Here is a 26,748-nt window from a genome sequence, read left to right as displayed (position 1 = left end):
CAGATGATCGTGGTGATGAAGTTGACCGAGCCGAGGATCGTGCCGAGACCCGCCATCACCAGGCCGACGATCCACAGGTCACCGCCGACCTGCGGCGGACGAATCCGTGCCGGGCCTTCCCGGAAAGGGCGAGGGCGCTACCCGCGGCTGCTCTCCCCGATCACTTCCAGCGTGCGAGGCCGGGCTTGCGCACGTTGTCGCACTGCGGGCCCACGACGTGGACACGCACGGTGTTCTTGGCCTGGTTCTGCCAGAAGAGCAGGATGTTGGCCTCCTGCCCGTTGTAGAACCCCTGGTCCACGGCGAAGGGCGACTTGCCGATCTTCGCCGAGACCTGCTGGACACACTTGTCGATCCCGGACTTGTCAGTCGTGCTGGCGATGGTCGCGGGGCCGATGTAGTTGAGCAGCGAGCCGCGGAGCTCGGCGTCGGTGTAGTTCCAGTTGCTGTCGGTCAGCGCGTACTGGACCGTGTCACTCGGCACGGGCTGGGCGATGACAGGACTTGGGGCCGGGCCGGACGCGGTGAGCGTCCCGGTCGCCAGCACGGTCGCGCCGATCACCGCCGCCGCCGCGCCTACCGCCGCGGCGGGCATCGCCCACCGGCGCCGCCGGGTCGCCCGCCGGGGCGCGCCATGACGTCTGGCCGGGCCCGCGGGGTTCACCGGGTTCGCCGGGATCACGGTGCCGTCGTCGCCGACGACCCCCAGCCGCACGGCCGGCTCAGGCTCCTGCTCGGGAAGAGGTGCTCTCTCCCACGGCGCCGGTTCGGCGGGAGATCCCGTCTCCCACGGCGCGTCACGCATTATGTCGTCCCAGGCCGGTGCTTCCACCAGCCCCACTCCACCTCCACGGAAGCTCTCGGCCTCGGCGGCCAGCGCACGGTCGATTCTCAGCGCGACTCCCATCGGCATCGCCGGTGTGGGCGTCGCCGCGAGCATCTCGCGGACCGCTGCGAGGTCGGCGAGACTTTCGCCACAGGGATCGCAGATCGCGAGATGTTCGCGTACCTGCACGGCCGTGGCGGCGTCGAGGAGTCCCTCGGCCAGTTCGGCCAAGATCTCCAGGTCGTAGTGCGTATCACCCGTCACGAAGTTGTGCTCCCTTCGCGGATGAGACGCGAGACAGGTCTGATCGGTTCCGCAAATGGGAAAGAATCGGGGCGAGTTTCGCCCGGCCGCGCGCGCACCGGCTCTTCACCGTGCCGCTCGGCACCTCCAGTACCTGGGCCGCGTCCTCGATCGAGTAGCCCATCATGTCCACGAGCACCAGCGCGGCGCGCTGGTCGGAGGGCAGCAGCTTCAGAGCCGCGGAGACCTCCATGGAGACCTCGCGCTCGGCCGTCTGGTCGAGCATCGGGGTGTCACGCTCCGCGGCCTCGACGAGCTCGTCGTCGGCCACCGGACGTACCGATTTCCTGCGCATGCGGTCGAGGCAGGCGTTTACCACGATGCGGTGCAGCCACGTGGTCACCGCCGCCTCGCCGCGGAAACTCCCGGCCTTGCGGTAGGCCGAGACGAAGGCGTCCTGAACGGCGTCGGCCGCCTCGTCGGGGTCGCCCAGCGTGCGCAGGGCGACCGCCCACATGCGGTCTCGATGGCGCTTGACTATCTCACTGAAGGCGTGCGGATCCCCGGCGAGGTGCCGGGTGAGCAGTTCGGCGTCGGACACGGGGGCCTTCGCCGTCTGCTGGTCCGCCGCTGGCGGGGTCTCGGGTGGGGAATTCACAAGGAGAGTCCTGCTATACCGGTCCGGGGAGAACACCACTACGGGATAGATGGTGCCATGGATTCTCCGATGATCTGTAAGAAGCTGCGTAAAACAGATCAAATCGCACCGGTGTCACTTGGTCGTGAGGACCTTTATCTCCTGTATCTGGCCGCGGAACTTGCCCTGGTAGGTGGGCAGCTTGGTGAACCAGACGAGCACGTAGCGGCCCTTCGGCGGGTTCTCCGCAGAGTACGTCTTCTTGCCGGAGAGCCCGCTGAACTTCTCGACCGCGGTCAGGGCGCTGAGGTCGGCCGAGTCACCGATCCTGAGCTCCGCGGCGCCGCCCGAGGTGCCGCCGAAGTCGATCGAGACCTGCTTGACTGGAATGCTCTCGCCCATGTCCAGCAGCAGGCCGACACCGTTCTTGAGCCGCCCGAAGTCGGCGGAGTCGTACGTCTCGGAGTGCCAGTCGGTGGAATCCTTGCCGTCGACCGCGGCCGAGGCCCACCTGCTGCCCTCCTCCTGGTCGCCCAGCGGGTCGAAGCCGATGACCGAGGAGGGCGTCACCTCGCGGGTGGCGACGGCCACGGTCGGCGTGGGAGTGGCGCTCTGCTCGCCGGTGACCGGGGTGCCGGCGTTGCCGATGCTGCGGCCGAGCGTCCAGGCGCCCAGGCCGACGGCCGCCATCACCAGCAGCACGACGACGGTCATGGCGACCTTGTTGAGCATCCCGCCACCCGCCTGGCGGGGCATCGGACGGGGCTGGTGCTGGGGTGGGGGCGTGTGCTGCTGGGGCGCCGCGGTGTCGATGCCCTCGGAGCGGGAGGAGGCCACCGGGAGCACCGTCATCGGCATCGGCGTCGGCATCGGCAGCGGGCTGGGACGCGACACCGAGGCCAGCGCCTCGGCGAGTTCGGCGGGTGTGGTCAGCGGGTCGGCCCCGCGCCTGGTCTCCGGCAGCATCGCCCGGCAGACGATGGTGTCGAGGTAGCCGGGAACACCTGCGGTGACCTGGCGCGGCGTGCAGAAGTGCCCGTCGTCCATGGGCGCGACGGGCAGGCCGCCGCTGTCGTGCTCCTCACCCGGCCAGTGGCCGGTCAGCCCGGCGTACAGCAGGCGGCCGAGGCCCTCGGCGTCCTCGCGGGCACCGTCGTCGCTTGTCACGTCGTTCAGGACGGCGTCGACACCCAGGCCGAGCAGCTTGACGGTGCTGCCCGCCGTCCAGACCAGGTGCTCGGGGGTCAGGCAGAGGTGGGAGAGGTTCGCCTCGTGCGCGTGGGCCAGCGCCTCGGCGGCCTCGGCGACCATCGCGGCGGCCCGCTCGGGATCGAGCGGGCCGCCCGCGATCATGTCGCCGAAGGTCTCACCGCTCACCCACTCGCTGACCACGTAGGAGTGGCCGTCGTCCTCGGTCGCGTCGAAGACCTGGGTGAGACGGGGGTCGGTCAGCCGACTGGCCACCCGGGCCGCCGTGACGACCTCGTTCAGGCGCGGGAAGTCGGGGTCGAAGGTGTGGACGGCGACGGGTCGGGCGAGCACCTCGTCGATGGCCTTCCACAGCGTGGCGCCACCGGACTCGTGGACGCGGTCTTCGAGCCGGAAGCGCTCGGCCAGCTTGGTGCCGGGCTCGACGGTGGGAGAACTCATGAGGACTCCGAAACTGAGAACACGACAGCACCACGCCAGGTCGGCACATCAAGACACATCACATGATGCCGGGTGGATCCGCCCACGCCCTCCTGCTTCCATTAGCCGCATGTCACCACACGTGTCGCACCATGGTAGTCCCGCGCCGGTTCCGCCCGTGTTCGCCTTGTCAGACGTTTGAGACAAGTCTTTGGGTTACCGGCCTACCCGTCCTGCCACCATTCCAACGATCGAGCTCACTTCGGGGATGCGCATCCGGTGGGCGATCGCCAAGTAAAGAACCATACCGAGTCCGCCGCCCGCCGCCAGCATGATGGCGGCGCTCAGCGCGTCCAGCCCGGTGAGTTCCTGCGTGATCCAGAGCACGCCGAGCGCGAGCGCCGCCGCCGGCAGCGAGGCCAGGTACATCCGGGACAGCCCGGCGGCCACCTTGCGCCCTCCCAGGCCCGCCACCCTGCGCGAGGCCAGCACCCAGGCGACCGCGCTGCCCACCACGTAGGCGACGGTGAACGCGAGGGCCAGGCCCATCACGATGTACTTCGCCGGCAGGGTGAAGTAGGCCACCAGGCTGAGCGTGGCGTTGACCGTCACGTTGCCGACGGCGAGGAAGACCGGCGTGCGGGTGTCACCGAAGGAGTAGAAGACCCGCAGCAGGAGCTGGAAGATCGAGAACGGCACCAGCGCCAGCCCGAAGACCTGCAGCACGTTGCCGATGTAGACCGCCGAGTCGACGGTCATGTTGCCCCAGGAGAAGATCAGCACGGTCACCGCGGGGCCGAGCACCATCAGCAGCAGCCCGGCGGGCACGAGGAGCACCGACACCAGCCGCACCCCCGAGGAGAACTCCTCCCTGACCTCGTCCAGCCGCCCGCCGGCCACGCCCCTGCTCATCCTGGGCAGCATGGCGGTGATCACCGAGACCGCGATGATCCCGTACGGGAGCTGGAAGAACTGGTAGGCGTAGGAGTAGGCGGCGTTTCCCGCACCGGGGGCATGCTGGCCGGCGCCGGTCGCCAGCTTGGTGGTGATCAGGAAGCCCAGCTGGCTGATCCCCACGTAGGCGAAGGTCCAGACCGCGGTCCTGCCCATCTCGCCGAGCCCGGCGTTGCGCAGGTCGAACCTGGGCCGGAAGCGGAAGCCGACCCGGTGCAGCGCGATGACCAGCACCGCGCACTGTGCCACGATGCCGGCGGTGGTGCCGAGCCCGAGCAGCGCCAGGTCGGCGTCGGTGATCGTGTCGACGTTGGTGCCCGCCTTGCCCAGCTTCACGTAGTAGACGATCGCGACGCCGATCATCACGATGTTGTTCAGCACCGGTGCCCACATCGGCGCGGCGAACCTGTCGCGGGTGTTGAGGATCGCGCCGGCGATCGCGCCGATGCCGAAGAAGGCGATCTGCGGCAGGATGAACTGGGCCAGCCTGACCGCGACCTCGGTCTGTCTGGGACCCCAGTCGGTGCTGTAGAGGCTGATCAGCGGCCCGGCCAGCAGCACCGCGACCAGCGCCAGCAGGGTCAGCGTGACGACCCCGAGCGTCATCAGCCGCTGCTCGTAGGCCCGGCCGCCGTCGGGGTCGGCCTGCTGCCGCCGGACGATCATCGGGACCACGACGCTGCTCAGGATCCCGCCGATGAGCAGGTCGAACAGGATGAGCGGGATCGTGTAGGCCACGCTGTAGGCGTCGCCCAGGGCGAGGGTTCCGATGGCCGCGGCGAGCACCGCCGTCCGGACGAAGCCGGTGACGCGGGAGACCATCGTCCCCGCCGCCATGATCGCGCTCGCGCGCAGGACCCTGCTCATGCGCCATTCCTCCGCTGGGTGTCAGGACTCGGTGCCGGCCGGCTCGCGATCGCGCTTCGGCGGGGGAGCGGCCGCAGGGCGGCGGCCTCCCCGCCGGCGCAGCACGCGCATGACGACGGCGGCCAGCATCACCACGAGGGCCGCCCCCACGATCACCAGAGCGACCCCGGTGTACCCGGTGGTCCGCACGGTCAGCTCGACCGGCTTGCCGTACTTGCGACCGTCGTCGGTGGTGAGCTGTACCGTCACCGTGGTCTGGCCGCTGGCGGTCGAGGTCATCGGGATCCGGATGGTCTGGCTCTGGCCGCCGAGGATCATCAACTGGTCCACGTACGGCTCGATCTTCAGTAGCCGGGGCTGGTCGGAGGTGACCTTGAGGCGGACCGCGACCCGGCTGGCCTCACCGCTCAGCTCGTTGCGCACGCTGATCGGCACATCGCCGTTGCTGCCGGCCAGAGTGCGCAGGCGCGACTGCTCGCTGCCGGTGATGGAGACCATGGCGATCCGGCCGTCGATCGCCTCCGCGACCTGCTGGACGTACGGCGCCGCGGCGGCGGTCCTGCCGCGCCAGGCCGAAGAGGTCAGGCGGAGCAGCGCCAGGTCGAAGACGTCGAGATCCTGGGCGGTGGTGATCGCGGCGGTCAGATCGGCGCGGGCGCCGACCTTCTTGACGCCCGTCAGGTACTGCTTGGGGAGCTCCGCCCGCCGGTTCTGGTCGGTGTAGGTCAGGTCGGCCCGCGGTGTCGGGGCACCCTTGCCGGGCTTGACCGCGTCCAGCCCGACGGGCAGCAGCCAGGGCAGGCCGGCGGCGGTCTCGATCAGGTTGGTCACGTACCTGGGGTCGGGGTCCCAGCGGCGGTGCGGAACGGCGATCACGGTCCTGGCCGTGCTGACGGGCTCCGCGCTGATCATCGCCGTCTCCGCGATGAACCGCTGGCGGTTCATCAGCGCCGAGCCGGGGGCGGAGGTGTCCGCGCCGACGGTCTCGCTCAGCTTCGCGTCGGCGACCAGGGCGGTGACCGGGCCGTTCACGCTCTCCAGGGTCGCCGAGGCGTCGGGGGTGGTGACCGGGGGCGTCACCGGCGGCAGGTTGAGCACGTTCAGCAGCACGGTGTCGACGCCGCCGGTGGCCAGCAGGTCCAGCCCGTCGTAGTCGATCAGACCACCCAACGGCCAGTTCACGTTGGTGATCACATCGCGGCCGAGGGTCTCCTTGCCGATGATCCTGGCCGCGTTGATACCGGTCGCGGTGGCGTTGTCGACACCGTTGTGCGCGAGGGCCGCCACGTCGGGGTCGCCGTAGGGGGTGGCCATCACCGGGTGGTCCGCGACGGCCTCGCGGAAGTCGCTCAGCCACTGGGCGGCCGCGGGTGTCGCGGGACGCTGCTGGGTGCGGTTCTTGGACCTGACCGCGTGCGGCCTGCCCATGGCCCGCGCGTCGTCGAGCAGGGCGGGGTCGACCACCCAGGTGAGGCCCTTGGCCGAGGAGGTGTCCTGGGCGATCTTGAGCAGGTCGCCGAGGCGCTTGCCGGGGGCCATGGCCGCGGGCAGTCCCTCGTCCGCGAAGACGCCGTCACCGCTCCGGCGGGGCTGGTCGACGATGGGCAGCACCATGGCGAGCCGGGTGCGGGGCACCCTGGTCTCCCTGGGCATGTAGGTCACCATGGTCCGCAGGGTGGCGACCTGCTGCAGGTAGGCGTCGCGCACCTCGATCATGATCGGGTAGACGCCGAAGCGGGAGAACTTCAAACTCCCCGGGGTGAAGGCGAACTGCCACGGTAGCTTTCCCGCCGGCGCGATCGGCGCCTGGACGAAACTCTCGCAGCACCACGAACTCGGCTGGATCTGCCCGGCCAGGTAGGCGTCCATCTCGCCACGCTGGGCGAACGGCTGCGGCGAGTAGTGCATCCGGATGCGCAGCCCGTTCATGGCCTCGGTGCCCGAGTTGACCAGTGATCCGGAGATCTTGACCTCGGTGGTCGGCTCACGTGGGGTGTCGGGGCCGATGGCCTCCATCACGATCTGGAGACTCAGCCGGCTCGCCGCGGTCGTCTGCGCGTTCGCCGTACCGGAAACGACCACGGCCGCGGGTAGGAGCAGCGTGGTGGCGAGCAGGGCGAGCAGCATGACCTTGCGGATCACGTGCCGGCCAGGGGTCGAGTACGGCGCACGCCCGCAATGGTATGGCCTAACCGGCGAGGGGAAAGGTCGCCGCCTCCCTCCGGGAACCCTGGCGAGTCAGATCGACGACCCTGCCGGAAACCAGGGTGAGCAGGTGGTCCGCACGGATCAGGAGTGCCGTGTGACGCTCCCCGGTGGGCACGTAGACGGACGTGGCGATGCCGGTGAGTCGCTCGTCCACCAGCACGGTCAGCGTGGCGGGCAGCAGCAGCGGGCAGACCAGACCCGAGGCGTAGTCGGTGGCGGAGTTGACGGTGAAAGCCGAGGCCGGCCGGACCCGCCGCGCCCCCAGGATGCCGCCGATCAGGCCGGGGCGCGGAGGGGAGCCGACGGAGGTGACGATCGCCACGGGCTCGCGGGCGATTCGCGTCGTGACCTCGTAGACCGTGACCGCCAGGCAGATGGCGGGGCTCGCGGAAAGCACCTCGGGCAGTTCGTCCGAGCATGTCATCGCGCGCGGAAGGCGTACGATCTCATGATGGACCTGGTGTGCGAGGAGCCAGCGGTGGATCGCGAGCGCATCCTTCATGTGTGTGCTCCTTGCCTCGACGCACGGCCCCCGAGGTTCTCCTGACTGACCGTAACCTGGTGATCGCTTCAGGTGTATCCCCGCAGGGGAACATGTTCCGTAACCGAAGGACCTACCCGGCTTGTCCCTTTCAAATCTGACCCAGAGCCAGCGCCACGGCATGAGCGAGCTGTTCCGGAAGATCGCTCCTGTGGCGGACGAGCTTGGCGAGCTGTTCGCCGCCAAGGGTTACCAGATAGCCCTTGTCGGCGGCTCCGTACGCGATGTCTTCCTGGGCAGGATCGGCAACGATCTCGACCTGACCACGGACGCGAGGCCCGAGACGGTCCTGGAGCTCGTCCGCGACTGGGCCGACTCCGTCTGGACGATCGGCATTGACTTCGGCACCGTCGGCGTCCGCAAGGACGGGTGGCTGCTGGAGATCACCACCTACCGCAGCGAGTCGTACGATCCCAGGTCGCGCAAGCCCGAGATCGCCTACGGCGAGACGCTGGAGGGCGACCTGGCCCGGCGCGACTTCGCGATCAACGCGATGGCGCTGCGCCTGCCGTCCCGCGAGTTCGTCGACCCGTACGGCGGCCTCGACGACCTGCACGCCAGGCTGCTGCGCACCCCCGGCCCCCCCGAGCGCTCCTTCGGCGACGACCCGCTGCGGATGCTGCGCGCGGCCAGGTTCGCCAGCCAGCTCGGTTTCGCCGTCGATGAGGCGGCGCTCGCCGCGATGGACGCGATGGCCGACCGGATCGACATCGTCTCCGCCGAGCGCATCCGCGACGAGCTGGACAAGCTCATCGGCGGCGATCACCCCCGCGAGGGGCTGAAGATCCTCGTCGAGTCGGGGCTCGCCGGCCACGTGCTGCCCGAGGTGCCCAGGCTCCGCCTGGAGATCGACGAGCACCACCGGCACAAGGACGTCTACGAGCACTCGCTGATCGTGCTCGAACAGGCGATCGACCTGGAGGAGAACGGTCCCGACCGGATCCTGCGCTGGGCCGCGATCCTGCACGACGTGGGCAAGCCGAAGACCCGCCGCCACGAGCCCGGCGGCCGGGTCTCCTTCCACCACCACGAGGTGGTCGGCGCACAGCTCGCCAGGAAGCGGATGACGGAGCTGAAGTTCCCCAAGGATGTGGTGGCCGACGTCTCCCGCCTGGTGGAGCTGCATCTGCGCTTTCACGGGTACGGCACGGGCGAGTGGACCGACTCGGCGGTGCGCCGTTACGTCCGTGACGCCGGGCACCTGCTTGAGCGCCTGCACAAGCTGACCCGCGCCGACTGCACCACCCGCAACCGGCGCAAGGCCCAGATCCTGTCGCGGACCTACGACCAGCTGGAGGAGCGGATCACCAGGCTGGCCGAGGAGGAGGAACTCGGCAAGATCCGCCCCGAGCTCGACGGCAACGAGATCCAGGAGATCCTCGGCGTCCCGCCGGGCCCGGTCGTGGGCCGCGCCTACAAATTCCTCCTGGACATGCGCCTGGACGAGGGGGTTCTCGGCAAGGAGGCCGCCGCGGACGCCCTCCGCGTGTGGGCGCGGGCGAACGAGGTGACCCCTGAGCGGCACTCCTGACCGGACCGCGGGCCCCGAGGTCTCCGGCCATGTCGCCGCACTCGACCGGGAGCACGTGTGGCACCCCTACGCGGCCGTGCCCCAGCCGGTGGCGCCGCACGTGGTCTCCCGCGCGGAGGGGGTGCGGCTGACGCTCGCCGACGGGCGCGAGCTCGTCGACGGCATGTCGTCGTGGTGGGCGGCCATCCACGGCTACAACCACCCCGAGCTCAACCGGGCGCTGCGGGACCAGCTGGAGGACATGGCGCACGTCATGTTCGGCGGGCTCACCCACGAGCCCGCCGTGCGGCTGGCCCGCAGGCTCGCCGCCATGACCGGTCTGCCGAAGGTGTTCCTCGCCGACTCGGGGTCGGTCGCCGTCGAGGTGGCGATCAAAATGGCGTTCCAGCTCACCGGCAGGAGCAGGCTGCTCACGGTCAGGGGCGGCTACCACGGCGACACCTTCGGGGCGATGTCGGTCTGCGACCCGGTCAACGGCATGCACCACCTGTTCTCCGGCGTGCTGCCCGAACACGTGTTCGCCGACCGGCCGCCGCGCGAGTACGACGAGGCCTACGCGGCCCGGCTGGCGGACCTTCTCGCCAGGCACGCCCATGAACTGGCCGCGATCATCGTGGAGCCGGTGGTCCAGGGGGCGGGCGGCATGCACTTCTACCACCCGGCCTACCTGCGCCTGCTCCGCGAGCTGGCCGACGAGCACGGCGTCCTGCTGATCGCCGACGAGATCGCCACCGGATTCGGCAGGACCGGAGAGCTGTTCGGCTGCGACCACGCCGGGATCAGGCCCGACATCATGTGCCTGGGCAAGGCGTTGACCGGCGGTTACCTGTCGCTGGCCGCGACGCTGTGCACCGAGCGGGTGGCCCGGGGTGTCGGGGTGCTGATGCACGGGCCGACCTTCATGGGCAACCCGCTGGCCGCGGCGGTCGCGAACGCCTCGCTGGATCTTCTGGAGGAACGCCCGTGGCGCGAGGAGGTCCGCCGGATCGAGGCCGGTCTCCGCGCGGGCCTGGCGGGGGCCGCGGAGGCGCCGGGCGTGCGCCAGGTGCGGGTCCTCGGCGCGATCGGGGTGATCGAGACCCGCGAGCCCGTCGACGTCCCCGCCGTCCAGGACGTCGTCATGCGGCACGGCGTCTGGCTCCGCCCGTTCGGCCGCCTGCTCTATGCGATGCCGCCCTACTCGATCGGCGACGACGACCTGGAGACGGTCACGACGGCGATGACGGCAGCGGCTCGATCACTCGGGCAGGCGTGACGGCCCGGTATGCCACCGCGCCCGCGAGGTATCCGGCGGCGATGACCACCAGCACGAGCGTCGATCTGCCGTCCGCCGGGAGCAGCGCCGCGGCCAGGGCGGCGGCCAGCACGTAGCTGCCGTTGAAGAGCATGTCGTAGATGGAGAAGGCCCGGCCCAGATAGGCGTCCTCGACGTCCCGCTGGACCGCGGTGTCCGCGCAGATCTTGATGCTCTGCCCGGCGATGCCGAGCACGAGGCCCGCGGCTGCGAACCCCCACTGCTGGAAAGGCACGCAGAGTGCGAACGTCAGCACCCCGGCGGTGACCAGCATGGCCGGGACCCACCGCTCGATGCCGAAGCGCTCGGTGGCCCAGGGGGTGATCAGGATGGCCAGGAAGTAGCCGAGCCCGGAGGTGGCGACCACGACGGAGACCGCGTTCAGCGCGTCCTCGGCGTTCTCGGCGAAGTAGTAGCGCGACAGCATCACGAGCATCGCCGTGCACATGCCGTAGACGAACCGGTGGGTGGTCATCGCGCCCATCGCCGCGGCGGCGGCCCGGTGGCGTACCAGGTGCCGTGCGCCGTCGATCAGGCCGCTCAGCACGTGGCGCACCGCCTCGCGGGCCTGCGGGCGGTTGGGATCGTAGGCGGGGCCGAGCAGCCGCCGGTCCATGGTCCTGGCGATGAGCGCGCTGAGCCCGAAGATGAGGCCGGAGACGACCAGCAGTACCGCCGTCCCCCGGTGGTCGGAGCCGAAGATCGCTCGGAGCAGGTACCCGGCGCCCACGCCCACGAAGGTGAGCACGGTTCCCGAGGTCGGGGTGACCGCGTTGGCGACCATCAGCCGGTCGGCCGGCACGACGTGCGGGAGCGAGGCTCCCAGCGCGGCCAGGAAGAACCGGTTCACCCCGAGCACGCCGAGCGCGGCGGCGTAGAAGATCGCGTCAGGGGCGTCCGCGGCGACCAGCACCGCGGCCGCGAGCAGCAGTGTTCCGCGGACCAGCGGCGCGATGACCAGGATCTGCCGTCGTGACCAGCGGTCGATGAACACCCCGGCGAAGGGGCCCAGGATCGAGTACGGCAGCAGCAGCACGGCCAGGCCGGCGGCGATCTCCACCGCGCTCGTGCTCTTCTCCGGGCTGAAGAACGCGAATCCGGCCACGGCGAACTGGAAGATCCCGTCGGAGAACTGCGAGACGAGGCGGGTCCCGTACAGCCTCCGGAAGTCCCGACCTTCCAGGACCACACGTAGGTCGGATATGAAAGACACCCGCTCAGCCTATGGGGGACCGACCCCGATGGGCATCGGGAACATCCCTGAATGTACGGGTGAGCATTACCGACCTTTACCTACGTATCGTCAAGTGGGGCGCGGTAAACCAACATGATCACGTACCCTCGGTCGAGTGACACCTGATGAACACGTTGTGCTCGTCGACAGTGCGGGGAACGCGATCGGCACGGCGGCCAAGGCCACGGTGCACGGTCCCGACACTCCTCTCCATCTGGCCTTCTCCAGTTACGTGTTCGACGAGCAGGGGCAGGTTCTGCTGTCCCGACGCGCACTGCACAAGATCACTTGGCCGGGGGTGTGGACCAACAGCTGTTGCGGCCACCCCCTGCCGGGCGAGCCGCTCGCCGCGGCGGTGACCCGCAGGCTCTCCCATGAGCTGGGCCTCGCGGCCGGCCAGGTCGACCTGCTTCTGCCGCGCTTCTCCTATCGCGCGGTCATGGACAGCGGCATCGTGGAGCGGGAGTTGTGCCCGGTCTACCGGGTGATCGTCGCCTCCGAGGCCGTGCCCAACCCCGACGAGGTCGAGGACGTGCGCTGGATGCCGTGGAAGGAGTTCACCGACGGGGTGCTCGGCGACCGCCTGGCGATCTCCCCGTGGTGCCGCGAGCAGGTCCCCCAGCTGATCGAGCTTGGCGCGGACCCGCTCGCCTGGCGGGCCGCCGACCCCGCCGACCTCCCACCCGCCGCCCGCTGACGCGGGAGCCCGCCGGCGATCCTCATATGGCGAGAGCCCCCGACCCGTTCACCCAGGTCGGGGGCTCTCACCGTGAGCGGGCGCCGATCGGTCAGCGCTCGACCTCGCCGCGGATGAACTTCTCCACGTACTCGCGCGCCTCGTCGTCGGAGTACTGCTCCGGCGGGGACTTCATGAAGTACGAGGAGGCCGACAGGATCGGCCCCGAGACGCCCCGGTCAAGGGCGATCTTGGCTGCGCGGACCGCGTCGATGATGATGCCGGCGGAGTTGGGGGAGTCCCAGACCTCCAGCTTGTACTCCAGGTTGAGGGGTGTGTCGCCGAAGGACCTGCCCTCCAGGCGCACGTACGCCCACTTGCGGTCGTCGAGCCACGGCACGTGGTCGGAAGGACCGATGTGCACGTCGGCCTTCCGCATCTCGTGCGGGATCTGCGAGGTGACCGACTGGGTCTTGGAGATCTTCTTGGACTGCAGGCGCTTGCGCTCCAGCATGTTCATGAAGTCCATGTTGCCGCCGAAGTTCAGCTGGTACGTGCGGAGCAGTTCGACGCCGCGGTCCTCGAACAGCTTGGCCATCACGCGGTGCGTGATCGTCGCCCCGACCTGTGACTTGATGTCGTCACCGACGATCGGGACGCCGGCGTCGACGAACTTCTGGGCCCAGGTGGGGTCGGAGGCGATGAACACCGGCAGCGCGTTGACGAACGCGACCTTCGCGTCGAGGGCGCACTGGGCGTAGAAGCGGTCGGCCTCCTCCGAGCCCACCGGCAGGTAGGAGACGAGCACGTCGACCTTGCTGTCCTTGAGGACCTGAACGACGTCGACCGGAGTCTCGTCCGACTCCTCGACCATCTCCCGGTAGTACTCGCCCAGACCGTCGAAGGTGTGGCCGCGCTGCACCGTGACGCCCAGCGGCGGTACGTCGCAGATCTTGATCGTGTTGTTCTCCGAGGCCACGATCGCCTCGGACAGGTCGCGGCCGACCTTCTTGGCATCGACGTCGAACGCCGCGACGAACTCGACGTCGCCGACGTGGTAGTCGCCGAACTTGACGTGCATCAGGCCCGGCACCCGGGCACCGGGGTCGGCGTCCCGGTAGTAGTGCACGCCCTGTACGAGCGACGTGGCGCAGTTGCCTACACCGACAATGGCTACGCGCACCGAACCCATGGCACTCGCTCCCCTTTTGTTCTTTGGTGGTCAGTTGTCTTCCGGGGTGGCAGGCCGCCCCGTCGTGCCCGCTCCGGGCTCGGGCGCCCGGGACGTTTCCTCCCGCGCGGATCGCTGCTCCTCGTCCGGCGGCGACGCTCGCCGTTCGGTGGCGATCAGCTCATTCAACCAGCGCACTTCGCGTTCGACCGACTCCAGACCGTGACGCTGGAGCTCAAGGGTGTAGCTGTCCAGCCGCTCACGGGTGCGGGCCAGTGCCGTGCGCACGCCGTCCAGGCGTTCCTCGAGCCGGCTGCGCCGGCCTTCGAGGATGCGCAGGCGCACCTCCGCCTCGGTGTGTCTGAAGAAGGCGAAGTGCACGCCGAAGCTCTCGTCCTCCCAGGCCGAAGGGCCGGCCTGGGTGAGCAGCTCGTGCAGGCGCTCTTTGCCCTCCGCGGTCAGCCGGTAGACGATCTTCGAACGGCGGCCGGGGAGCGCGATGGGGCTGTCGGCGTTGGCCGCGGCGGCATCGCCGTCTTCGATGATCAGTCCGTCGGTGAGCAACTGGCGGAGGCACGGATAGAGCGAGCCGTAGGAGAAGGCCCGGAACATGCCGAGCAGAGCGTTGAGCCGTTTGCGCAGCTCGTAGCCGTGGAGCGGGGTCTCGTGCAACGACCCGAGCACGGCCAGCTCCAGCACCCCGCCACGTCCGCCGGCCACCGGAAACCACCACCTCTCGCGTCGATGTATCGAGCCGATACATCCGCAGGATACGTCCATTCAACATAACCCTGCAATCAGCGACTTTCCCAAGAGGTTGGGAGCAAACAACAAAAAGCCGTAGTCTGGCGCCTATGTGGTCACAACAGGCGGCAATGGGGCACAGCCCCCGCGCGGCGTGGACCGCTTTCCAATACGGGGAATCCCGCGTCAACGTGGGAGAGGTCTGCCAAGGTTGTTGTCGAAACCAGCTGACGATCTCGTTCGTCCTCGGGAACGGAGATCCACCCGAATGGGCCGGCTACCAGTGAGCCAAGGCGGCGGGATCTCCGGTGATCAGGAGGTAGTCTCGCCCGCCAGCACGCCGTCGTAGACCCCGATGACCGAACGAGGACGCGTGAGTTACAGCCACAGCAATGACCCGGAGCCGAACGGGCGCCAGGAAGGCGCCGACGGGTCGGCTCGTCAGGGGCGGCGCCGTCGCTCAGGCCCAGGAGCCGCTCCCCGTGCAGTTCCCCCTTCACAAAACTCTCAAACCGGCGGCGCGAGCTGGGAACAGCAGCAAGGTCGGCCGCCACAGGGCGCGGGGGCCGACAACCGGACCATGATGATGCCCCAGCCCGGCGGGATGCCCGGCGGGATGCCCTACGCCGGCGGCGCGCCCCAGCACCCGGGTGCCCAGCCCCGGCGGGACGCGGGTGCTCCGGGCGGGATGCCCCCGCGCGAGCCCGAGCAGCGGGGCGGTGAGCTCCGTCGCCGTGACACCGACCCGACAGGCCGCCGGGCCGAGGCCGCGTTCGAGGACACCCAGGCGATGCTCGCCGCCCAGGCGGGAGCCGGTTCGAGGTCCGGTGAGGGCGGCGTGCGCAGACGCCGCGCCGGGCGTGGCGCGGGCGGTCCCGCAGGCCAGGGAGGTCCAGAGGGTCCAGGCGGCCCGGGGGGCCCCGGGGGGTACGGTCCCGGCGACGGCGAGGACGAGCCCAGGGCCAGGCGGTGGACGCGCTTCCTGCCCAACTGGAAGATCGTGATGGCCAGCTTCGTGGTCCTCAGCGCCGGTGTCTTCGGCATGATCGCGGTGGCCTACGCCAACACGCCGATTCCACAGACCGCGCAGGGGAGCGTGGACGACCGGGGCAGCGTGATCTACTACCGGGACAAGAAGACCCCGATCGCGCGCCTCGGCGTCAAGCGCACCCCGGTCAAGATCAGCCAGATTCCCAAGCACGTCCAGGACGCGGTCATCGCCCTGGAGAACAAGAGCTTCCGCACCGACAGCGGTATCGACTTCACCGGCATGGCCCGCTCGGTGTGGAGCACGGTCAGCGGAGCCCAGCTCCAGGGCGCCTCGACCATCACCCAGCAGATGGCCCGTAACTACTACGACGGCCTCAGCCAGGAGGTCTCGGTACAGCGCAAGATCAAGGAGATCTTCGTCGCCGTCAAGATCAGTAAGACGCTGGAGAAGGACGAGATCCTTGAGCGCTACCTCAACATCATCTACTTCGGCCGCGGCGCGTACGGCATCCAGGCCGCCTCGAAGGCGTTCTTCGGCAAGAACATCGGCCAGCTGACCCCGCAGGAGGGCGCCTACCTGGCCGGCCGGATCCAGAACCCGGACGCCTTCGACATCCAGGAGAAGGCCGGCAACTACGCCGCGACCAAGGAGCGCTTCGGCGCCGCGCTCAGGAACATGGCGGAGATCGACCCCGCCGCGTACGGCAAGTACGCCGGAAGCTCCTTCGACGACCTGAAGTTCGCCGAGGTCAAGATCGCGGAGATCAACAAGGGTCTCAAGGGCTACATGCTCAACATCGTCCTCCGAGAGCTCAAGGCGCGGGGCATCACCGAGGAGGATTTGAAGACCAAGGGTTACAAGGTCTACACCACCTTCGACAAGGACATGATGAAGGCCGCGCAGGAGGCGGTGAAGGGTCGCACCTCCGGTCTGGAGTCGACCATCCACGCCAGCGTCGCCTCGGTGGATCCGAAGAACGGCCGGGTGCTCGCCTTCTACAGCGGCGACGACTTCGTCAAGGACTTCAACAACCGCGCCTTCGACTCCACCAAGCAGGCGGCCTCGGCGTTCAAGCCCTACGTGCTCGCGGCCTGGCTGGAGAGCGGCAGGTCGCTCGACAGCTACGTCGACGGCATGTCCACGATCAAGATGCCGGGCACCACCCCGATCAGCAACTCGGGGAACCAGGCGTACGGGGCGATCGACATGATCAAGGCCATGGCCAGCTCGGTCAACACGGTCTTCGTGCAGATGGGTGAGGTCGTCACGCTTCCCGAGGTGGCGAGGATCGCCAAGGAGGCGGGGGTCGGCGAGACCGCCAAGTACAACCCCTCCTACGGCGGCAAGAACGCGGTCGACTACGCGGTCGACGAGCAGAAGTTCCAGGTCACCATCGGCAGCGCCTCGGTCACCGCGGTCGAGCAGGCCGCCGGCTACTCGATCTTCGCCAACGAGGGCAAGCACGCCGACTGGCACGTGATCACCAAGGTGACCAAGCTCGACGGCTCCCCGGTGCTCGCGGAGCAGGCCACCGTGCGGCAGGTCATCAGCCCCGAGTCCGCGGCCGACGCGACGGTCGCGCTCCAGGCCGTGGTGAAGAGCGGCACCGGTGCCACCGCGAACATCGGCTCGCGGCCGGTGGCCGGCAAGACCGGCACGAACAACGGCTACAAGGACGCCTGGTTCGTCGGTTTCACCCCGCAGGTCGTCACCGCGGTGGGTATGTCCAAGGACGTGCCCTACAACAGGGCGGGGACGCGCAAGCTCAAGGTCGACAAGTACGGCCTGCCGAACCGCGAGATCGATGATTCGAAAATCCTCTGGAAGGAGGAGCCCATGCCCTCCTTCATCGGCGGTGGTGGCACCCCGACCCAGATCTGGCACGACTACATGGCCAAGGTGACCGCCAAGGACGAGGTCCAGCAGTTCCCGCCGAGGGCCAACACCGGCTCGCAGAGCAGCCTGGCCACGCCCAAGCCGACGCCCACCGCGGCGCCGACCATGGACGACAATCCTTTCCCCGACAGCGGCGACGGTGGCGGCAACTGGCCCAGCGACGGCGGCGGCGGCGAGCCGGACAACCCCGACGGCCGCGAGTGCCTGCCCTGGGACGGCTCCTGCGACGTCGGCAACGACGGCTCGGGCGACGGTCCGCCGAACGGCGAGATCACCGAGAACGGCGCCCCCGGCGCGGTCGGGGCTCCCGGGGCGCCCGGTGCGGCGATCATGCCGACACCCGCCGCGAGCGGACGACGCCCCTGATGAAGGATCTCCTGACGTCGCGGCGCCCGCTATCGGAGTTCGGCACCCGGGCCATCCCGTACGTGCCCCTGGCCCTGTTCGCGGGGCTGGGGGCCATCCTGGCCTGGTTCTGGAAGTGGCCGTGCCGCGTCGGCGGGGCGTGGAACGACGGGACCCTGCAGTTCACGAACTTCTGTTACACCGACATCTATCCCCTGTGGTGGAACGAGAAGCTCAACGAGGGCAAGATCCCTTATTTCGACTATCCGGTCGAGTACCCCGTCGGTATCGGCGGGATCATGGAGTTCTTCCGCCGGATCGTCGCCCCCATGACCGACCAGGGGACGGCGTTCTACGACCTCACGGTCATCCTCATGGCGATCTGCCTGGTCGTCGGCGTGTTGCTGATGGCCGCGCTGGCCGGTCCGGCCAGGCGCTGGGACGCGCTCTGGTACGCCCTGGCCCCCGGGCTGATCCTCACCGCGTACATCAACTGGGACCTGGCGGCCAACGCCCTCGCGCTGGGCGCGCTGCTGGCCTGGTCGAAGCGGAGGCAGTGGCTCGCCGGCATCCTGCTCGGCCTGGCGATCGCCACCAAGTTCTACCCGCTGATGTTCCTCGGCCCGCTGTTCCTGCTGACGCTGCGCACCGGCAGGTGGGTGCCGTTCCTCAAGACGCTCGGCGGCGTCGTGGGAGCCTGGCTGGTCGTCAATGTGCCGATCATGGTGTTCGCCTTCGACGGCTGGAAGCGGTTCTACGTCTTCAGCCAGGAGCGGGGGGCCGACTGGGGTTCGCTCTGGTACTTCTTCAACCAGAAGCAGTGGCCGATCCTCGGTGACGCCGAACTCGTCGACAAGCTGGGCATCGTCTCCCTCGCCGCGTTCTGCCTGGCGATCGCCGTGCTCACCGTGACGGCCAGGACCCGCCCGCGGCTGATGCAGCTCTGCTTCCTCACCCTGGCCGCGTTCATGCTGACCAACAAGGTGTGGTCGCCGCAGTACGTGCTCTGGCTGATCCCCTTCGCGGTGCTGGCCAGGCCGAACTGGAAGCCGATCGCACTCTGGCAGCTCGCCGAGTGCTGGTACTTCTTCGCGATCTGGCTCTATCTGGTCGGTATCCAGCCGGGCAACGAGGCGTTGGGCATCGCCGGCGACACCTACTTCACCGCGGTGTGGGCCCGCGCGATCACCATTCTGATCATGATGGCGTTCGTGGTGAGGGACATTCTCGTCCCCGACAAGGACGTGATCCGCCAGGACGGGACCGACGACCAGGCGGGCGGTGTCTTCGACGGCGCACCCGACCGTTTCCGGCTCGCGCTCTCCTAGCAGCGGGGAACGGCGTGAGTCTGGCGGCCGGTCGGGATGATCCGCGACAATCCCAGTTTGTGATCAATCCTGTCGAGCCCCCGCGGGATACCGCGCAGGAAGGGCTGCTGCTCTGGCTGGCCTCCAGGCTGGGAATCGTCGCCCTGGTCGTCGTCGGCACCCAGGCGATGATGGAGGGGGACGCGGTCCCGCCGCCGTTCCTGGAGCGCTGGAAGCACTGGGATGCCAGCCTCCTGGCCACCATCGCCGAGCACGGTTACGGTGGCGCCCCCGGCAGCGAGCCTGACAAGGGGCTGCCCGCCTTCTTCCCCGGGATGCCCCTGGCGCTCCGCGCGGTGCACCTCGTGGTCGGCGACTGGACGGTCGCCGGGCTGCTGATCTCCTTCGTGGCCGGTGCCGTCGCGATGATGGCGCTCGCCAGGCTGGCCGAGTTCGAGGGGCCCCCGGGGACCGGCCGGCGCGCGGTGCTGGCGCTGCTGCTCTGGCCGATGGCGGTGTTCCTGTTCGCGGGCTACAGCGAGTCGCTCTTCCTGGCCTTCGCCATCCCCGCCTGGCTCGCGGCGCGCAGGGGACGCTGGCCGCTCGCCGCGGCCCTGGCGGCGGGTGCCTCCTGCGTGCGGATCACCGGCCTGTTCCTGGCCCTGGCGCTGATCGTGGAGTTCTTCGCCCGGCGGCGGCCCGTACGGCAGCTCGTACGGCAGGCCGGCTGGCTGGTGCTCCCGTTCGTGCCGCTGGTGCTCTACTCCGCCTACCAGCACTCCCGCACCGGCGACTGGCTGGCCTGGAAGAGTGCCCAGGAGGCCGGCTGGGGCCGGCACATGGTGTGGCCCTGGGAGTCGCTGATCACGACCTGGAACTCGGCCATGGGCGAGGGCCGGTTCGCCTGGGCGTTCCGGCTTGAGATCGCGGGGGCGATCGTCGGGGTCGTGCTCGTACTGGTCCTGCTCTACCTGCGGAGGTGGAGCGAGTTCGTCTACGTGGGACTTCAGGTGGGCGCCCTGCTCTGCTCCGCCTACTACCTGTCGGTTCCGCGCTCGGCGCTGCTGTGGTGGCCGCTCTTCATCCTGATCGCGAAGGCGAGCGGCGGGCAGGCACCGTGGCGGCGGTGGATCATCGTCGTCTACGCCCTGGTGGTGGGCCCGCTGATGGCGCTCAACGCGCTGATCTTCGCCGACGGTGCCTGGGTGGGCTGAGCGCCGGGAGCAGCTCCTTACCCGTTTCCGGGGAAAAGTAATCCCACCAAGTTATCCACAGGCTGTGGACGGACTCTCGCGCTAGAGCTTCGATCTGAGGAAGGCGATGTCGGCGGCCTGGCCGTCGAAGGGCGTCTCCACTACGATCGGCGCGTTCGCGCTCCGGCACACGCTCAGGATGAGCTCGGGGTCGATCTGACCCGCTCCGAGGCTCGCGTGCCGGTCGGCGCCGGAGTCGAAGGCGTCGCGAGAGTCGTTGCAGTGGATCAGGTCGATCCTGCCGGTGATCGCCATGACCCGCTCGACCACGTCCGCCAGGTCCTCGCCGGCCGCGTGGGCGTGGCAGGTGTCGAGACAGAAGCCCACGTCGAAGCCGTCGAGCGCGTCCCAGAGCCGGGCGATGCGCTCAAGCTTGCGCGCCATCGCGTTGCCGCCGCCCGCGGTGTTCTCGATGAGCACTGGGATCCGGTGCTCCTCCAGGCGCTCGAACACCTTGCGCCAGTTGTCGAAGCCCTTCTGCGGGTCGTCTCCGGCCCCCACGTGCCCGCCGTGGACGATCAGCCCCCTGGCGCCGAGCTCGGCCGCCGCGGCGAGATGCGAGCCGAGCAGCTTGCGGCTGGGGATGCGGACCCGGTTGTTGGCGGTCGCCACATTGATCACATAGGGGGCGTGGACGTAGACCTCCACGTCCGAGTCCTTGATCTCCCGGGTCTTCTCGCCGATGACCGGGCCCTTCCAGCCCTGCGGGTCACCGAGGAAGAACTGCACGACCTCGGCGCCGCGCGCCCTGGCGTGCGCCAGTGGGTCGTCCTGGTCGACATGAGCTCCGATAAGCGGCATGTGTCCGAGCCTAGCTGTTTCAACGGCGAGGCCCTGGGCAGTCGCAGGGCGCGCCCTACCACTCACCCCCACGGGTCGAACACAAGGAGTCCACGTGGCCTACTACCGCAGAGGGATCAGTCTCATCGGCCTCATCTACATCCTGGTCGGCCTCTACGTCGCCTGGGTGTACGACTACATCACTCCCGCGCTCCTGAAGGACGTCGCCGAGGCTCTGCTGGCGGTCTTCCTGTGGTTCCTCGTCCTGCTCGGCGTGGACCTGCGCCTGAATGGTTAGCCGCCCCCGCGCCGGTGTGGCCTTCGTCTGATTCGGGGCCTCACGGGAGGAAACCCCCGTGATAGATGCCGAAGGCCACACCGACGAACGAGGCCACGATGCCCACGATGTTCAGCGCGCGCTCCGGCGTCGTCGCGGAGACGTACTGCGAGTAGAGGCCCCCGCAGAATCCCAGCACCCCCGCCCACGAGGCGACGACATGCGCGGCGGGGATCAGTCCGGTGGCGAAGGCGAGCAGTCCGCAGCCGATCGTGACGACGCTCAGCACGTTCTCGAACCTGTGACGACGCCCGTCGGTGTTCAACGTGAACCGCAAGGGTCTCTTCCGGGCATGTCCATACGCACGAGGCATCTTCACCGCCTCCTCTTTCTCCTGCGACAGGACGTGCCCGGCGAGGCGACGGCCCAACCCTTGACGGACTGGTAGGCTGGCACGGCTACGTCGAATGGGTGTGTTATCGCCCACCCTCCACCCCGAGCGCCGAAATGGGCGCCCGAGGTGAAGCACGTCAGCGTCCTCCTGTCACGGCACGGTGTCGTGACCGCAAGAGTCCAGAGGAGGTTGAAGTCAGCATGCGCCGTTACGAAGTGATGGTCATTCTTGACCCCTCGCTCGATGAGCGTACGGTCGCCCCTTCCCTCGACCAGTTCCTCACGGTCGTCCGCAACGACGGCGGCACCGTGGAGAAGGTCGACGTGTGGGGTCGCCGCAGGCTGTCCTACGACATCGCGAAGAAGCCCGAGGGCATCTACGCCGTCATCGACCTGAGCGCCGAGCCCGCCACGGTCAAGGAGCTCGACCGGCAGATGAACCTCAACGAGGGAATCCTGCGCACCAAGGTTCTCCGCCCGGACGTGCACTAACTCCCGGCATTTTGTCGGGCGGCAGCCGTACTCTGAGCCGATAACCAGCGAAGGCCGCAGGAAGGGCAGCGCTAGCCATGGCAGCAGGCGACACCACGATCACCATCGTCGGCAACCTCGTCGACGACCCGGAGCTGCGCTTCACCCCCACGGGGCAAGCGGTGGCCCGGTTCCGCATCGCATCCACTCCGAGGTTCCTCGACAAGACGACCAACGAGTGGAAGGACGGCGAAGGCCTGTTCCTGACCTGCAACGTGTGGCGGCAGGCGGCGGAGAACGCCGCCGAGAGCCTCCAGCGCGGCATGCGGGTCATAGTTCAGGGACGGCTGCGCCAGAGGTCTTACGAGACCAAGGAAGGCGAGAAGCGCACGGTCTACGAGGTTGAGGTCGACGAGGTCGGCCCCTCCCTGAGAAACGCGACCGCCAAGGTCAACAAGACCGCCCGTCAGGGCGGTGGCGGCGGCTTCGGCGGCGGCCCGGCCAACGACCCGTGGGCCTCCGCGGCGCCCGCCGCACCGCAAGGTGGCGGCTTCGGCGGCGGTGGCAACAACTACGGGGGTGGCGGCCAGCAGCAGCAGGGTGGCGGCGGCTTCGGCGGCGGCGACTTCAGCGACGAACCGCCTTTCTAGGGACGGCGGTCCTCCCGCAATCCCAGTCCATATCCGCAGCGACCATTCCCGCCTGACGGCGGGGCTCTGAAAGGAGCACCACGATGGCCAAGCCGGCACTGCGCAAGCCCAAGAAGAAGGTTTGCCTGTTCTGCCACGACAAGATCTCCTACGTCGACTACAAGGACACGGCGCTGCTTCGGAAGTTCATCTCCGACCGCGGCAAGATCCGTGCCCGCCGGGTGACTGGCAACTGCACCCAGCACCAGCGTGACGTGGCGACCGCTATCAAGAACGCTCGTGAGATGGCGCTCCTGCCGTACATGAGCACCGCGCGCTAAGGAGGTCCGGACAGATGAAGCTCATTCTCACCAGTGAGGTCACCGGCCTCGGCACCCCCGGCGACATCGTCGAGGTCAAGGACGGCTACGGCCGCAACTACCTGCTTCCCCGCGGCTTCGCGATCCTCTGGACGCGCGGCGGCGAGAAGCAGATCTCCTCGATCAAGAAGGCCCGTGACGCCCGCGAGATCCGCGACCTTGGCACCGCCAAGGAGGTCGCCGGCCAGCTGCGGGCCCTGAAGGTGGTCCTGAAGACGAAGGCCGGCGAGTCCGGTCGCCTCTTCGGCTCCATCACCACGGGTGACGTCGCCGAGGCCGTCAAGGCCGCCGGTGGCCCCGTGCTCGACCGCCGTCGCATCGAGATCGCCTCTGCGATCAAGAGCCTCGGCTCCCACCGGGTCAGCGTCAAGCTGCACCCGGAGGTCTCCGCGGCCCTCGATGTCGAGGTCGTCGCGGCCTGAGAGGCCCAGTGAGACAAGGGCTCCTCCCCGTTCGCGGGGAGGAGCCCTTGTTCTTTCGCAACCGGCGGTGTCGGTTCTCCACGGCCTGACCGCCCGCCGGGATATCAGCGGGGTGTGCGGAAAGCTCTTCGTCCGCGAGAAGAGGCTCACATGCCGAGACCGTGTTACTCCAGGTCATCGCTGATACATACAATTCGGGAATCGTTGCTTCCCCCTGGAGGTCTTGTCATGGTCCGTCCCTCGATGCTGCTCGCGCTCGGTGCCCTCGCGGCGACCGCGGTGGCCTGTGCGCCGGCCTCGGAAACGACGACCCAGACGAGCTCTGCGGCCCCGAGCGCCTCCGGAGCCGCCTCCAGCGCCTGTGCCAAGGAGAGCCTCGCGCTGAAGACCCCCGGCAAGCTCACCATCGGCACCGACAAGCCCGCCTACGAGCCGTGGTTCAACGACGACGACCCGGCCAACGGCAAGGGCTTCGAGAGCGCCGTCGCCTACGCCGTCGCGGGCCAGATGGGCTTCGCCGAAGGCGACGTCACCTGGGCCACGGTGAAGTTCGACTCCGCGTTCGCGCCGGGTGCCAAGCAGTTCGACTTCGACGTCAACCAGGTCTCGGTGACCCCCGACCGGGCCAAGGTCGTCGACTTCAGCAAGGGCTACTACACGGTCAAGCAGGCGGTGGTCGCGCTGGACGGCTCGAAGGTCGCCGCCGCCACGGACCTGGCGGCCCTGAAGGACGCCAAGATCGGCGTGCAGGTCGGCACCACCTCGCTGCAGGCGGTCAAGGACGTCATTCAGCCCTCGGCCGAGCTCAACGTCTACAACGAGCAGATCGACGCCGTCAACGCGCTGAAGAACAAGCAGGTCGACGCGGTGGTGGTGGACCTGCCCACCGCGTTCTACGTGACCGCCGCCCAGGTCGAGAACTCCAAGATCGTTGGCCAGTTCGGCGCCGCCTCCGGCGTTCCCGAGGTCTTCGGCGCGGTGTTCGAGAAGGGCAGCCCGCTGGTGAGCTGCGTCAACGAGGCGATCGACAAGCTGACCGCCTCCGGCGAGCTGGCGAAGATCGAAACCGAGTGGCTCGGTTCCGCCGCGGGTGCGCCGGAGCTGAAGTGATCCCGGAGCTCATGCCACCGCCGTGGGCGCGGAGCGCGTACGGTCCGCGCCGCGGCGCTCGATGAGGAACGACGAGAGCCTGCGGCTCTCCGACGACTGGACGAAGAGCGAGCGGCAGCTTGAGCGGGAGCGGCTCCGCAGGAGGTCGTCTCTCCGCTCGGGCTCCGTCGCGACGGTCTCGACGATCATCGTGATCGTCCTGCTGTTCTGGCTCTTCACCACCTCCCCCGGCTGGCCCCGGGTGCGGGACACGTTCTTCGATCCCGAGCAGTTCGTCAAGGCGCTGCCGGATGTGCTGAGCGGGTTCCTGCTCAATATCAAGATCTTCCTGATCGCCGAGCCGCTGATCCTTCTCGTGGGCCTGCTGGTCGCGCTGGCCCGAAACCTTACAGCGCCGGTCTTCTTCCCGCTGCGCGCCCTGGCGGTGATCTACACCGACGTCTTCCGCGGCGTGCCCACGATCCTCATCATCTATCTCGTCGGTTTCGGGTTGCCCGCGCTCGGCCTGCAGGGCACCCCGACGGACCTCGCGACGCTGGGCATCATCGCACTCACGCTCTCGTACGGAGCGTACGTGGCGGAGGTCTTCCGGGCGGGTATCGAGTCGGTGCATCCCAGCCAGCGGGCCGCCGCCTGGTCCCTCGGCCTGAGCCACGGCCAGACCATGCGCCACGTGGTGGTGCCGCAGGCCGTGCGCCGGGTGGTGCCGCCGCTGCTCAACGACTTCGTCTCGCTGCAGAAGGACACCGCGCTCGTCGCCACGATCGGCCCGCTGGAGGCGCTGAGGCAGGCGCAGATCCACGTGGCCGGCAACTTCAACTACACCCCCTACCTGGTGGCGGCGTTGCTGTTCATCCTGCTCACCATTCCGATGGCCCGCTTCACCGACTATCTGGCGGTCCGCTCGCAGCGGCGGCGGAGCCAGTGAGCGGGCAGCGGGAAACCGGCGGAAAGGAGGGGACATGAGCCTGCTGAGCATCGAGGGCCTGTGGAAGAACTATCGGGGCCACAGCGTGCTGCGCGGTATCGACCTGGAGGTCGACCCGCACGAGGTGGTCTGCCTGATCGGTGCCTCGGGATCGGGGAAGTCCACGCTGCTGCGCTGCGTGAACCTGCTGGAGACCGCCGACGACGGCACGATCCGCCTGGACGGCGAGGAGATCACCGACGCCCGTGCCGATCTCAACGACGTGCGCAAGCGCATGGGCATCGTGTTCCAGGCCTTCAACCTGTTCCCGCACATGACCGTGCTGGACAACATCACGCTGGCCCCGCGGAAGGCGCACGGCGTGGGCAGGAGGCAGGCCGAGCAACAGGCCCGTGACCTGCTGGACAGGTTCGGCCTGGCGGACAGGGCGGGCGCCTACCCGGATCAGCTCTCCGGCGGCCAGCAGCAGCGCGTCGCCATCATCAGGGCCCTGGCCACCCAGCCCCGCCTGATGCTGCTGGACGAGGTCACCTCGGCGCTGGACCCGGCGCTGGTCAAGGAGGTGCTCGGGGTCATCCGGGAGCTCAAGGAGGGCGGCATGACCATGGTCCTGACCACGCATGAGATGGGTTTCTGCCGCGAGATCGCCGACACCGTCTGTTTCCTCGACGGTGGCGTGCTCCTGGAGCGCGGCACCCCCGAGCAGATCTTCACCGCTCCCCGCGAGGCCCGTACCAGGGAGTTCGTGCAGAGCGTGATCGACGCCCGGCGCCTTTGACGTCCTCCGGCCCGGGGAGGCCGGTTCTTCGAAGGACGGGCCCCGCGCTCCAGACGCTCGCGGAGACCTCAGCGCCGGTGCCGGCCGCGGGACCCGGTGCCGGGGCCGCCGGGGCCTTCCGGAGGGCGACGCGGTCGGGCAGGTGGAACTGGGCGCTGTCCTGTGGGAACAGCCAGGTGGACAGGTCCGGCGCGACATGGGCGAGGAAGGACGGCCCCAGGACCACCCCGACG

Annotated in this window: 25 protein-coding genes; 14 read left to right on the top strand and 11 right to left on the bottom strand. The window is 68.9% G+C overall.

The features are described 5' to 3' along the window. Nucleotides 1–160: 160 nt before the first annotated feature. From ABZ260_RS16615 to ABZ260_RS16590, 6 genes are all read right to left on the bottom strand, one after another. Nucleotides 161–1,090, bottom strand: a complete 930-nt coding sequence (locus tag ABZ260_RS16615) for a zf-HC2 domain-containing protein (RefSeq protein WP_355617801.1) — start codon at nt 1,088–1,090, stop codon at nt 161–163. Continuing rightward, nucleotides 1,080–1,727, bottom strand: a complete 648-nt coding sequence (gene sigM / locus ABZ260_RS16610) for an RNA polymerase sigma factor SigM (RefSeq protein WP_355617798.1) — start codon at nt 1,725–1,727, stop codon at nt 1,080–1,082. The genes ABZ260_RS16615 and sigM overlap by 11 nt, the downstream gene beginning before the upstream one ends. Before the next feature lie 114 nt (nt 1,728–1,841). Continuing rightward, nucleotides 1,842–3,356, bottom strand: coding sequence for a protein kinase family protein (locus ABZ260_RS16605; RefSeq protein WP_355617795.1), 1,515 nt, complete (start codon nt 3,354–3,356; stop codon nt 1,842–1,844). A gap of 195 nt (nt 3,357–3,551) precedes the next feature. Continuing rightward, nucleotides 3,552–5,156, bottom strand: a complete 1,605-nt coding sequence (gene murJ, locus ABZ260_RS16600) for a murein biosynthesis integral membrane protein MurJ (RefSeq protein WP_355617791.1) — start codon at nt 5,154–5,156, stop codon at nt 3,552–3,554. 21 nt (nt 5,157–5,177) lie between these two features. Further along, nucleotides 5,178–7,298 carry a DUF6049 family protein gene (locus tag ABZ260_RS16595; protein ID WP_355617788.1) on the bottom strand — a complete coding sequence of 707 codons (2,121 nt, stop codon included), beginning with the start codon at nt 7,296–7,298 and terminating at the stop codon, nt 5,178–5,180. A gap of 46 nt (nt 7,299–7,344) precedes the next feature. Further along, complete coding sequence (locus tag ABZ260_RS16590) at nt 7,345–7,866, bottom strand: YbaK/EbsC family protein (RefSeq protein WP_355617785.1); 522 nt, start codon at nt 7,864–7,866, stop codon at nt 7,345–7,347. A 160-nt stretch (nt 7,867–8,026) separates the two neighbouring features. Here ABZ260_RS16590 and ABZ260_RS16585 point away from each other — a divergent pair, with 160 nt between their 5' ends. Continuing rightward, nucleotides 8,027–9,436 (top strand): CCA tRNA nucleotidyltransferase, encoded by a 1,410-nt coding sequence (locus tag ABZ260_RS16585; RefSeq protein ID WP_355617782.1) that lies wholly within the window; start codon nt 8,027–8,029, stop codon nt 9,434–9,436. 55 nt (nt 9,437–9,491) lie between these two features. Further along, entirely contained in the window at nt 9,492–10,691 is a 1,200-nt protein-coding gene (locus ABZ260_RS16580; RefSeq protein ID WP_355617779.1) for an adenosylmethionine--8-amino-7-oxononanoate transaminase, read from the top strand. Here ABZ260_RS16580 and ABZ260_RS16575 read toward each other — a convergent pair. Further along, nucleotides 10,645–11,943 (bottom strand): MFS transporter, encoded by a 1,299-nt coding sequence (locus tag ABZ260_RS16575; RefSeq protein WP_355617776.1) that lies wholly within the window; start codon nt 11,941–11,943, stop codon nt 10,645–10,647. The two genes, ABZ260_RS16580 and ABZ260_RS16575, sit on opposite strands and share 47 nt — an antisense overlap. 136 nt (nt 11,944–12,079) lie before the next feature. On the opposite strand from ABZ260_RS16575, the gene idi reads away from it, so the two are divergent. Continuing rightward, nucleotides 12,080–12,661 carry an isopentenyl-diphosphate Delta-isomerase gene (gene idi, locus ABZ260_RS16570; protein ID WP_355617773.1) on the top strand — a complete coding sequence of 194 codons (582 nt, stop codon included), beginning with the start codon at nt 12,080–12,082 and terminating at the stop codon, nt 12,659–12,661. A gap of 91 nt (nt 12,662–12,752) precedes the next feature. Here the strand turns inward: idi and ABZ260_RS16565 are convergent, their stop codons facing one another. Next, nucleotides 12,753–13,832: an inositol-3-phosphate synthase gene (locus ABZ260_RS16565; protein WP_350956018.1), complete on the bottom strand. Its 1,080-nt coding sequence runs from the start codon at nt 13,830–13,832 to the stop codon at nt 12,753–12,755. A gap of 30 nt (nt 13,833–13,862) precedes the next feature. Continuing rightward, the gene (locus tag ABZ260_RS16560; protein WP_355547739.1) at nt 13,863–14,531 is read right to left on the bottom strand and encodes a PadR family transcriptional regulator; all 669 of its coding nucleotides are present in this window, start codon (nt 14,529–14,531) and stop codon (nt 13,863–13,865) included. 604 nt (nt 14,532–15,135) lie between these two features. On the opposite strand from ABZ260_RS16560, the gene ABZ260_RS16555 reads away from it, so the two are divergent. Genes ABZ260_RS16555 through ABZ260_RS16545 form a run of 3 tightly spaced genes read left to right on the top strand, consistent with a single transcriptional unit; the run spans nt 15,136 to nt 20,308 of the window. Beyond that, nucleotides 15,136–17,808 (top strand): transglycosylase domain-containing protein, encoded by a 2,673-nt coding sequence (locus ABZ260_RS16555; protein WP_355617768.1) that lies wholly within the window; start codon nt 15,136–15,138, stop codon nt 17,806–17,808. Next, nucleotides 17,808–19,115: a glycosyltransferase 87 family protein gene (locus ABZ260_RS16550; protein ID WP_355547732.1), complete on the top strand. Its 1,308-nt coding sequence runs from the start codon at nt 17,808–17,810 to the stop codon at nt 19,113–19,115. Before ABZ260_RS16555 ends, ABZ260_RS16550 begins: the two co-directional genes overlap by 1 nt. A 59-nt stretch (nt 19,116–19,174) precedes the next feature. Next, on the top strand, nt 19,175–20,308 hold the full coding sequence (locus tag ABZ260_RS16545) for a mannosyltransferase family protein (protein ID WP_355617765.1): 1,134 nt from the start codon (nt 19,175–19,177) through the stop codon (nt 20,306–20,308). 81 nt (nt 20,309–20,389) lie between these two features. On the opposite strand, the gene ABZ260_RS16540 is transcribed toward ABZ260_RS16545, so the two are convergent. After that, complete coding sequence (locus tag ABZ260_RS16540) at nt 20,390–21,148, bottom strand: deoxyribonuclease IV (protein WP_355547726.1); 759 nt, start codon at nt 21,146–21,148, stop codon at nt 20,390–20,392. 94 nt (nt 21,149–21,242) lie between these two features. Between ABZ260_RS16540 and ABZ260_RS16535 the strand changes: the two genes are divergently transcribed. Next, nucleotides 21,243–21,425, top strand: coding sequence for a hypothetical protein (locus ABZ260_RS16535; protein ID WP_030919717.1), 183 nt, complete (start codon nt 21,243–21,245; stop codon nt 21,423–21,425). A 40-nt stretch (nt 21,426–21,465) separates the two neighbouring features. On the opposite strand, the gene ABZ260_RS16530 is transcribed toward ABZ260_RS16535, so the two are convergent. Next, the gene (locus ABZ260_RS16530) at nt 21,466–21,741 is read right to left on the bottom strand and encodes a hypothetical protein (protein WP_355617762.1); all 276 of its coding nucleotides are present in this window, start codon (nt 21,739–21,741) and stop codon (nt 21,466–21,468) included. Nucleotides 21,742–21,998: 257 nt separating this feature from the next. On the opposite strand from ABZ260_RS16530, the gene rpsF reads away from it, so the two are divergent. The 7 genes from rpsF to ABZ260_RS16495 all read left to right on the top strand — a co-directional run bounded on the left by rpsF (nt 21,999) and on the right by ABZ260_RS16495 (nt 26,515). After that, nucleotides 21,999–22,289 carry a 30S ribosomal protein S6 gene (gene rpsF, locus ABZ260_RS16525; RefSeq protein WP_030919721.1) on the top strand — a complete coding sequence of 97 codons (291 nt, stop codon included), beginning with the start codon at nt 21,999–22,001 and terminating at the stop codon, nt 22,287–22,289. 77 nt (nt 22,290–22,366) lie between these two features. After that, entirely contained in the window at nt 22,367–22,918 is a 552-nt protein-coding gene (locus ABZ260_RS16520) for a single-stranded DNA-binding protein (RefSeq protein WP_355617759.1), read from the top strand. Nucleotides 22,919–23,001: 83 nt separating this feature from the next. Continuing rightward, a complete protein-coding gene (gene rpsR, locus ABZ260_RS16515) occupies nt 23,002–23,238 on the top strand; it encodes a 30S ribosomal protein S18 (RefSeq protein ID WP_012895699.1) in 237 nt (78 codons plus the stop codon). Nucleotides 23,239–23,252: 14 nt separating this feature from the next. Then, nucleotides 23,253–23,699 carry a 50S ribosomal protein L9 gene (rplI, locus tag ABZ260_RS16510; protein ID WP_355617756.1) on the top strand — a complete coding sequence of 149 codons (447 nt, stop codon included), beginning with the start codon at nt 23,253–23,255 and terminating at the stop codon, nt 23,697–23,699. A gap of 228 nt (nt 23,700–23,927) precedes the next feature. Next, complete coding sequence (locus ABZ260_RS16505; protein ID WP_355617753.1) at nt 23,928–24,809, top strand: ABC transporter substrate-binding protein; 882 nt, start codon at nt 23,928–23,930, stop codon at nt 24,807–24,809. A gap of 61 nt (nt 24,810–24,870) precedes the next feature. After that, complete coding sequence (locus ABZ260_RS16500; protein ID WP_355617750.1) at nt 24,871–25,737, top strand: amino acid ABC transporter permease; 867 nt, start codon at nt 24,871–24,873, stop codon at nt 25,735–25,737. 34 nt (nt 25,738–25,771) lie between these two features. Continuing rightward, on the top strand, nt 25,772–26,515 hold the full coding sequence (locus tag ABZ260_RS16495) for an amino acid ABC transporter ATP-binding protein (protein WP_355617747.1): 744 nt from the start codon (nt 25,772–25,774) through the stop codon (nt 26,513–26,515). Nucleotides 26,516–26,748 lie beyond the last annotated feature (233 nt).

Source organism: Streptosporangium sp. NPDC006013, assembly GCF_040614275.1.
Taxonomy (GTDB): domain Bacteria; phylum Actinomycetota; class Actinomycetes; order Streptosporangiales; family Streptosporangiaceae; genus Streptosporangium.
The sequence above is the reverse complement of the archived record's forward strand: the minus strand, read 5'-3'. Positions and strand labels throughout refer to the sequence as shown.

Bases quoted from the DNA above. Each gene is read 5' to 3' on its own strand.
- rplI (WP_355617756.1), top strand. From the start codon at position 23,253: ATGAAGCTCATTCTCACCAGTGAGGTCACCGGCCTCGGCACCCCCGGC.
- rpsR (WP_012895699.1), top strand. From the start codon at position 23,002: ATGGCCAAGCCGGCACTGCGCAAGCCCAAGAAGAAGGTTTGCCTGTTC.
- ABZ260_RS16500 (WP_355617750.1), top strand. From the start codon at position 24,871: ATGAGGAACGACGAGAGCCTGCGGCTCTCCGACGACTGGACGAAGAGC.
- ABZ260_RS16565 (WP_350956018.1), bottom strand. From the start codon at position 13,832: ATGGGTTCGGTGCGCGTAGCCATTGTCGGTGTAGGCAACTGCGCCACG.
- ABZ260_RS16540 (WP_355547726.1), bottom strand. From the start codon at position 21,148: ATGCCGCTTATCGGAGCTCATGTCGACCAGGACGACCCACTGGCGCAC.
- ABZ260_RS16520 (WP_355617759.1), top strand. From the start codon at position 22,367: ATGGCAGCAGGCGACACCACGATCACCATCGTCGGCAACCTCGTCGAC.
- ABZ260_RS16605 (WP_355617795.1), bottom strand. From the start codon at position 3,356: ATGAGTTCTCCCACCGTCGAGCCCGGCACCAAGCTGGCCGAGCGCTTC.
- rpsF (WP_030919721.1), top strand. From the start codon at position 21,999: ATGCGCCGTTACGAAGTGATGGTCATTCTTGACCCCTCGCTCGATGAG.
- ABZ260_RS16550 (WP_355547732.1), top strand. From the start codon at position 17,808: ATGAAGGATCTCCTGACGTCGCGGCGCCCGCTATCGGAGTTCGGCACC.
- ABZ260_RS16555 (WP_355617768.1), top strand. From the start codon at position 15,136: ATGATGATGCCCCAGCCCGGCGGGATGCCCGGCGGGATGCCCTACGCC.
- ABZ260_RS16495 (WP_355617747.1), top strand. From the start codon at position 25,772: ATGAGCCTGCTGAGCATCGAGGGCCTGTGGAAGAACTATCGGGGCCAC.
- murJ (WP_355617791.1), bottom strand. From the start codon at position 5,156: ATGAGCAGGGTCCTGCGCGCGAGCGCGATCATGGCGGCGGGGACGATG.
- ABZ260_RS16585 (WP_355617782.1), top strand. From the start codon at position 8,027: ATGAGCGAGCTGTTCCGGAAGATCGCTCCTGTGGCGGACGAGCTTGGC.
- ABZ260_RS16590 (WP_355617785.1), bottom strand. From the start codon at position 7,866: ATGAAGGATGCGCTCGCGATCCACCGCTGGCTCCTCGCACACCAGGTC.
- ABZ260_RS16505 (WP_355617753.1), top strand. From the start codon at position 23,928: ATGGTCCGTCCCTCGATGCTGCTCGCGCTCGGTGCCCTCGCGGCGACC.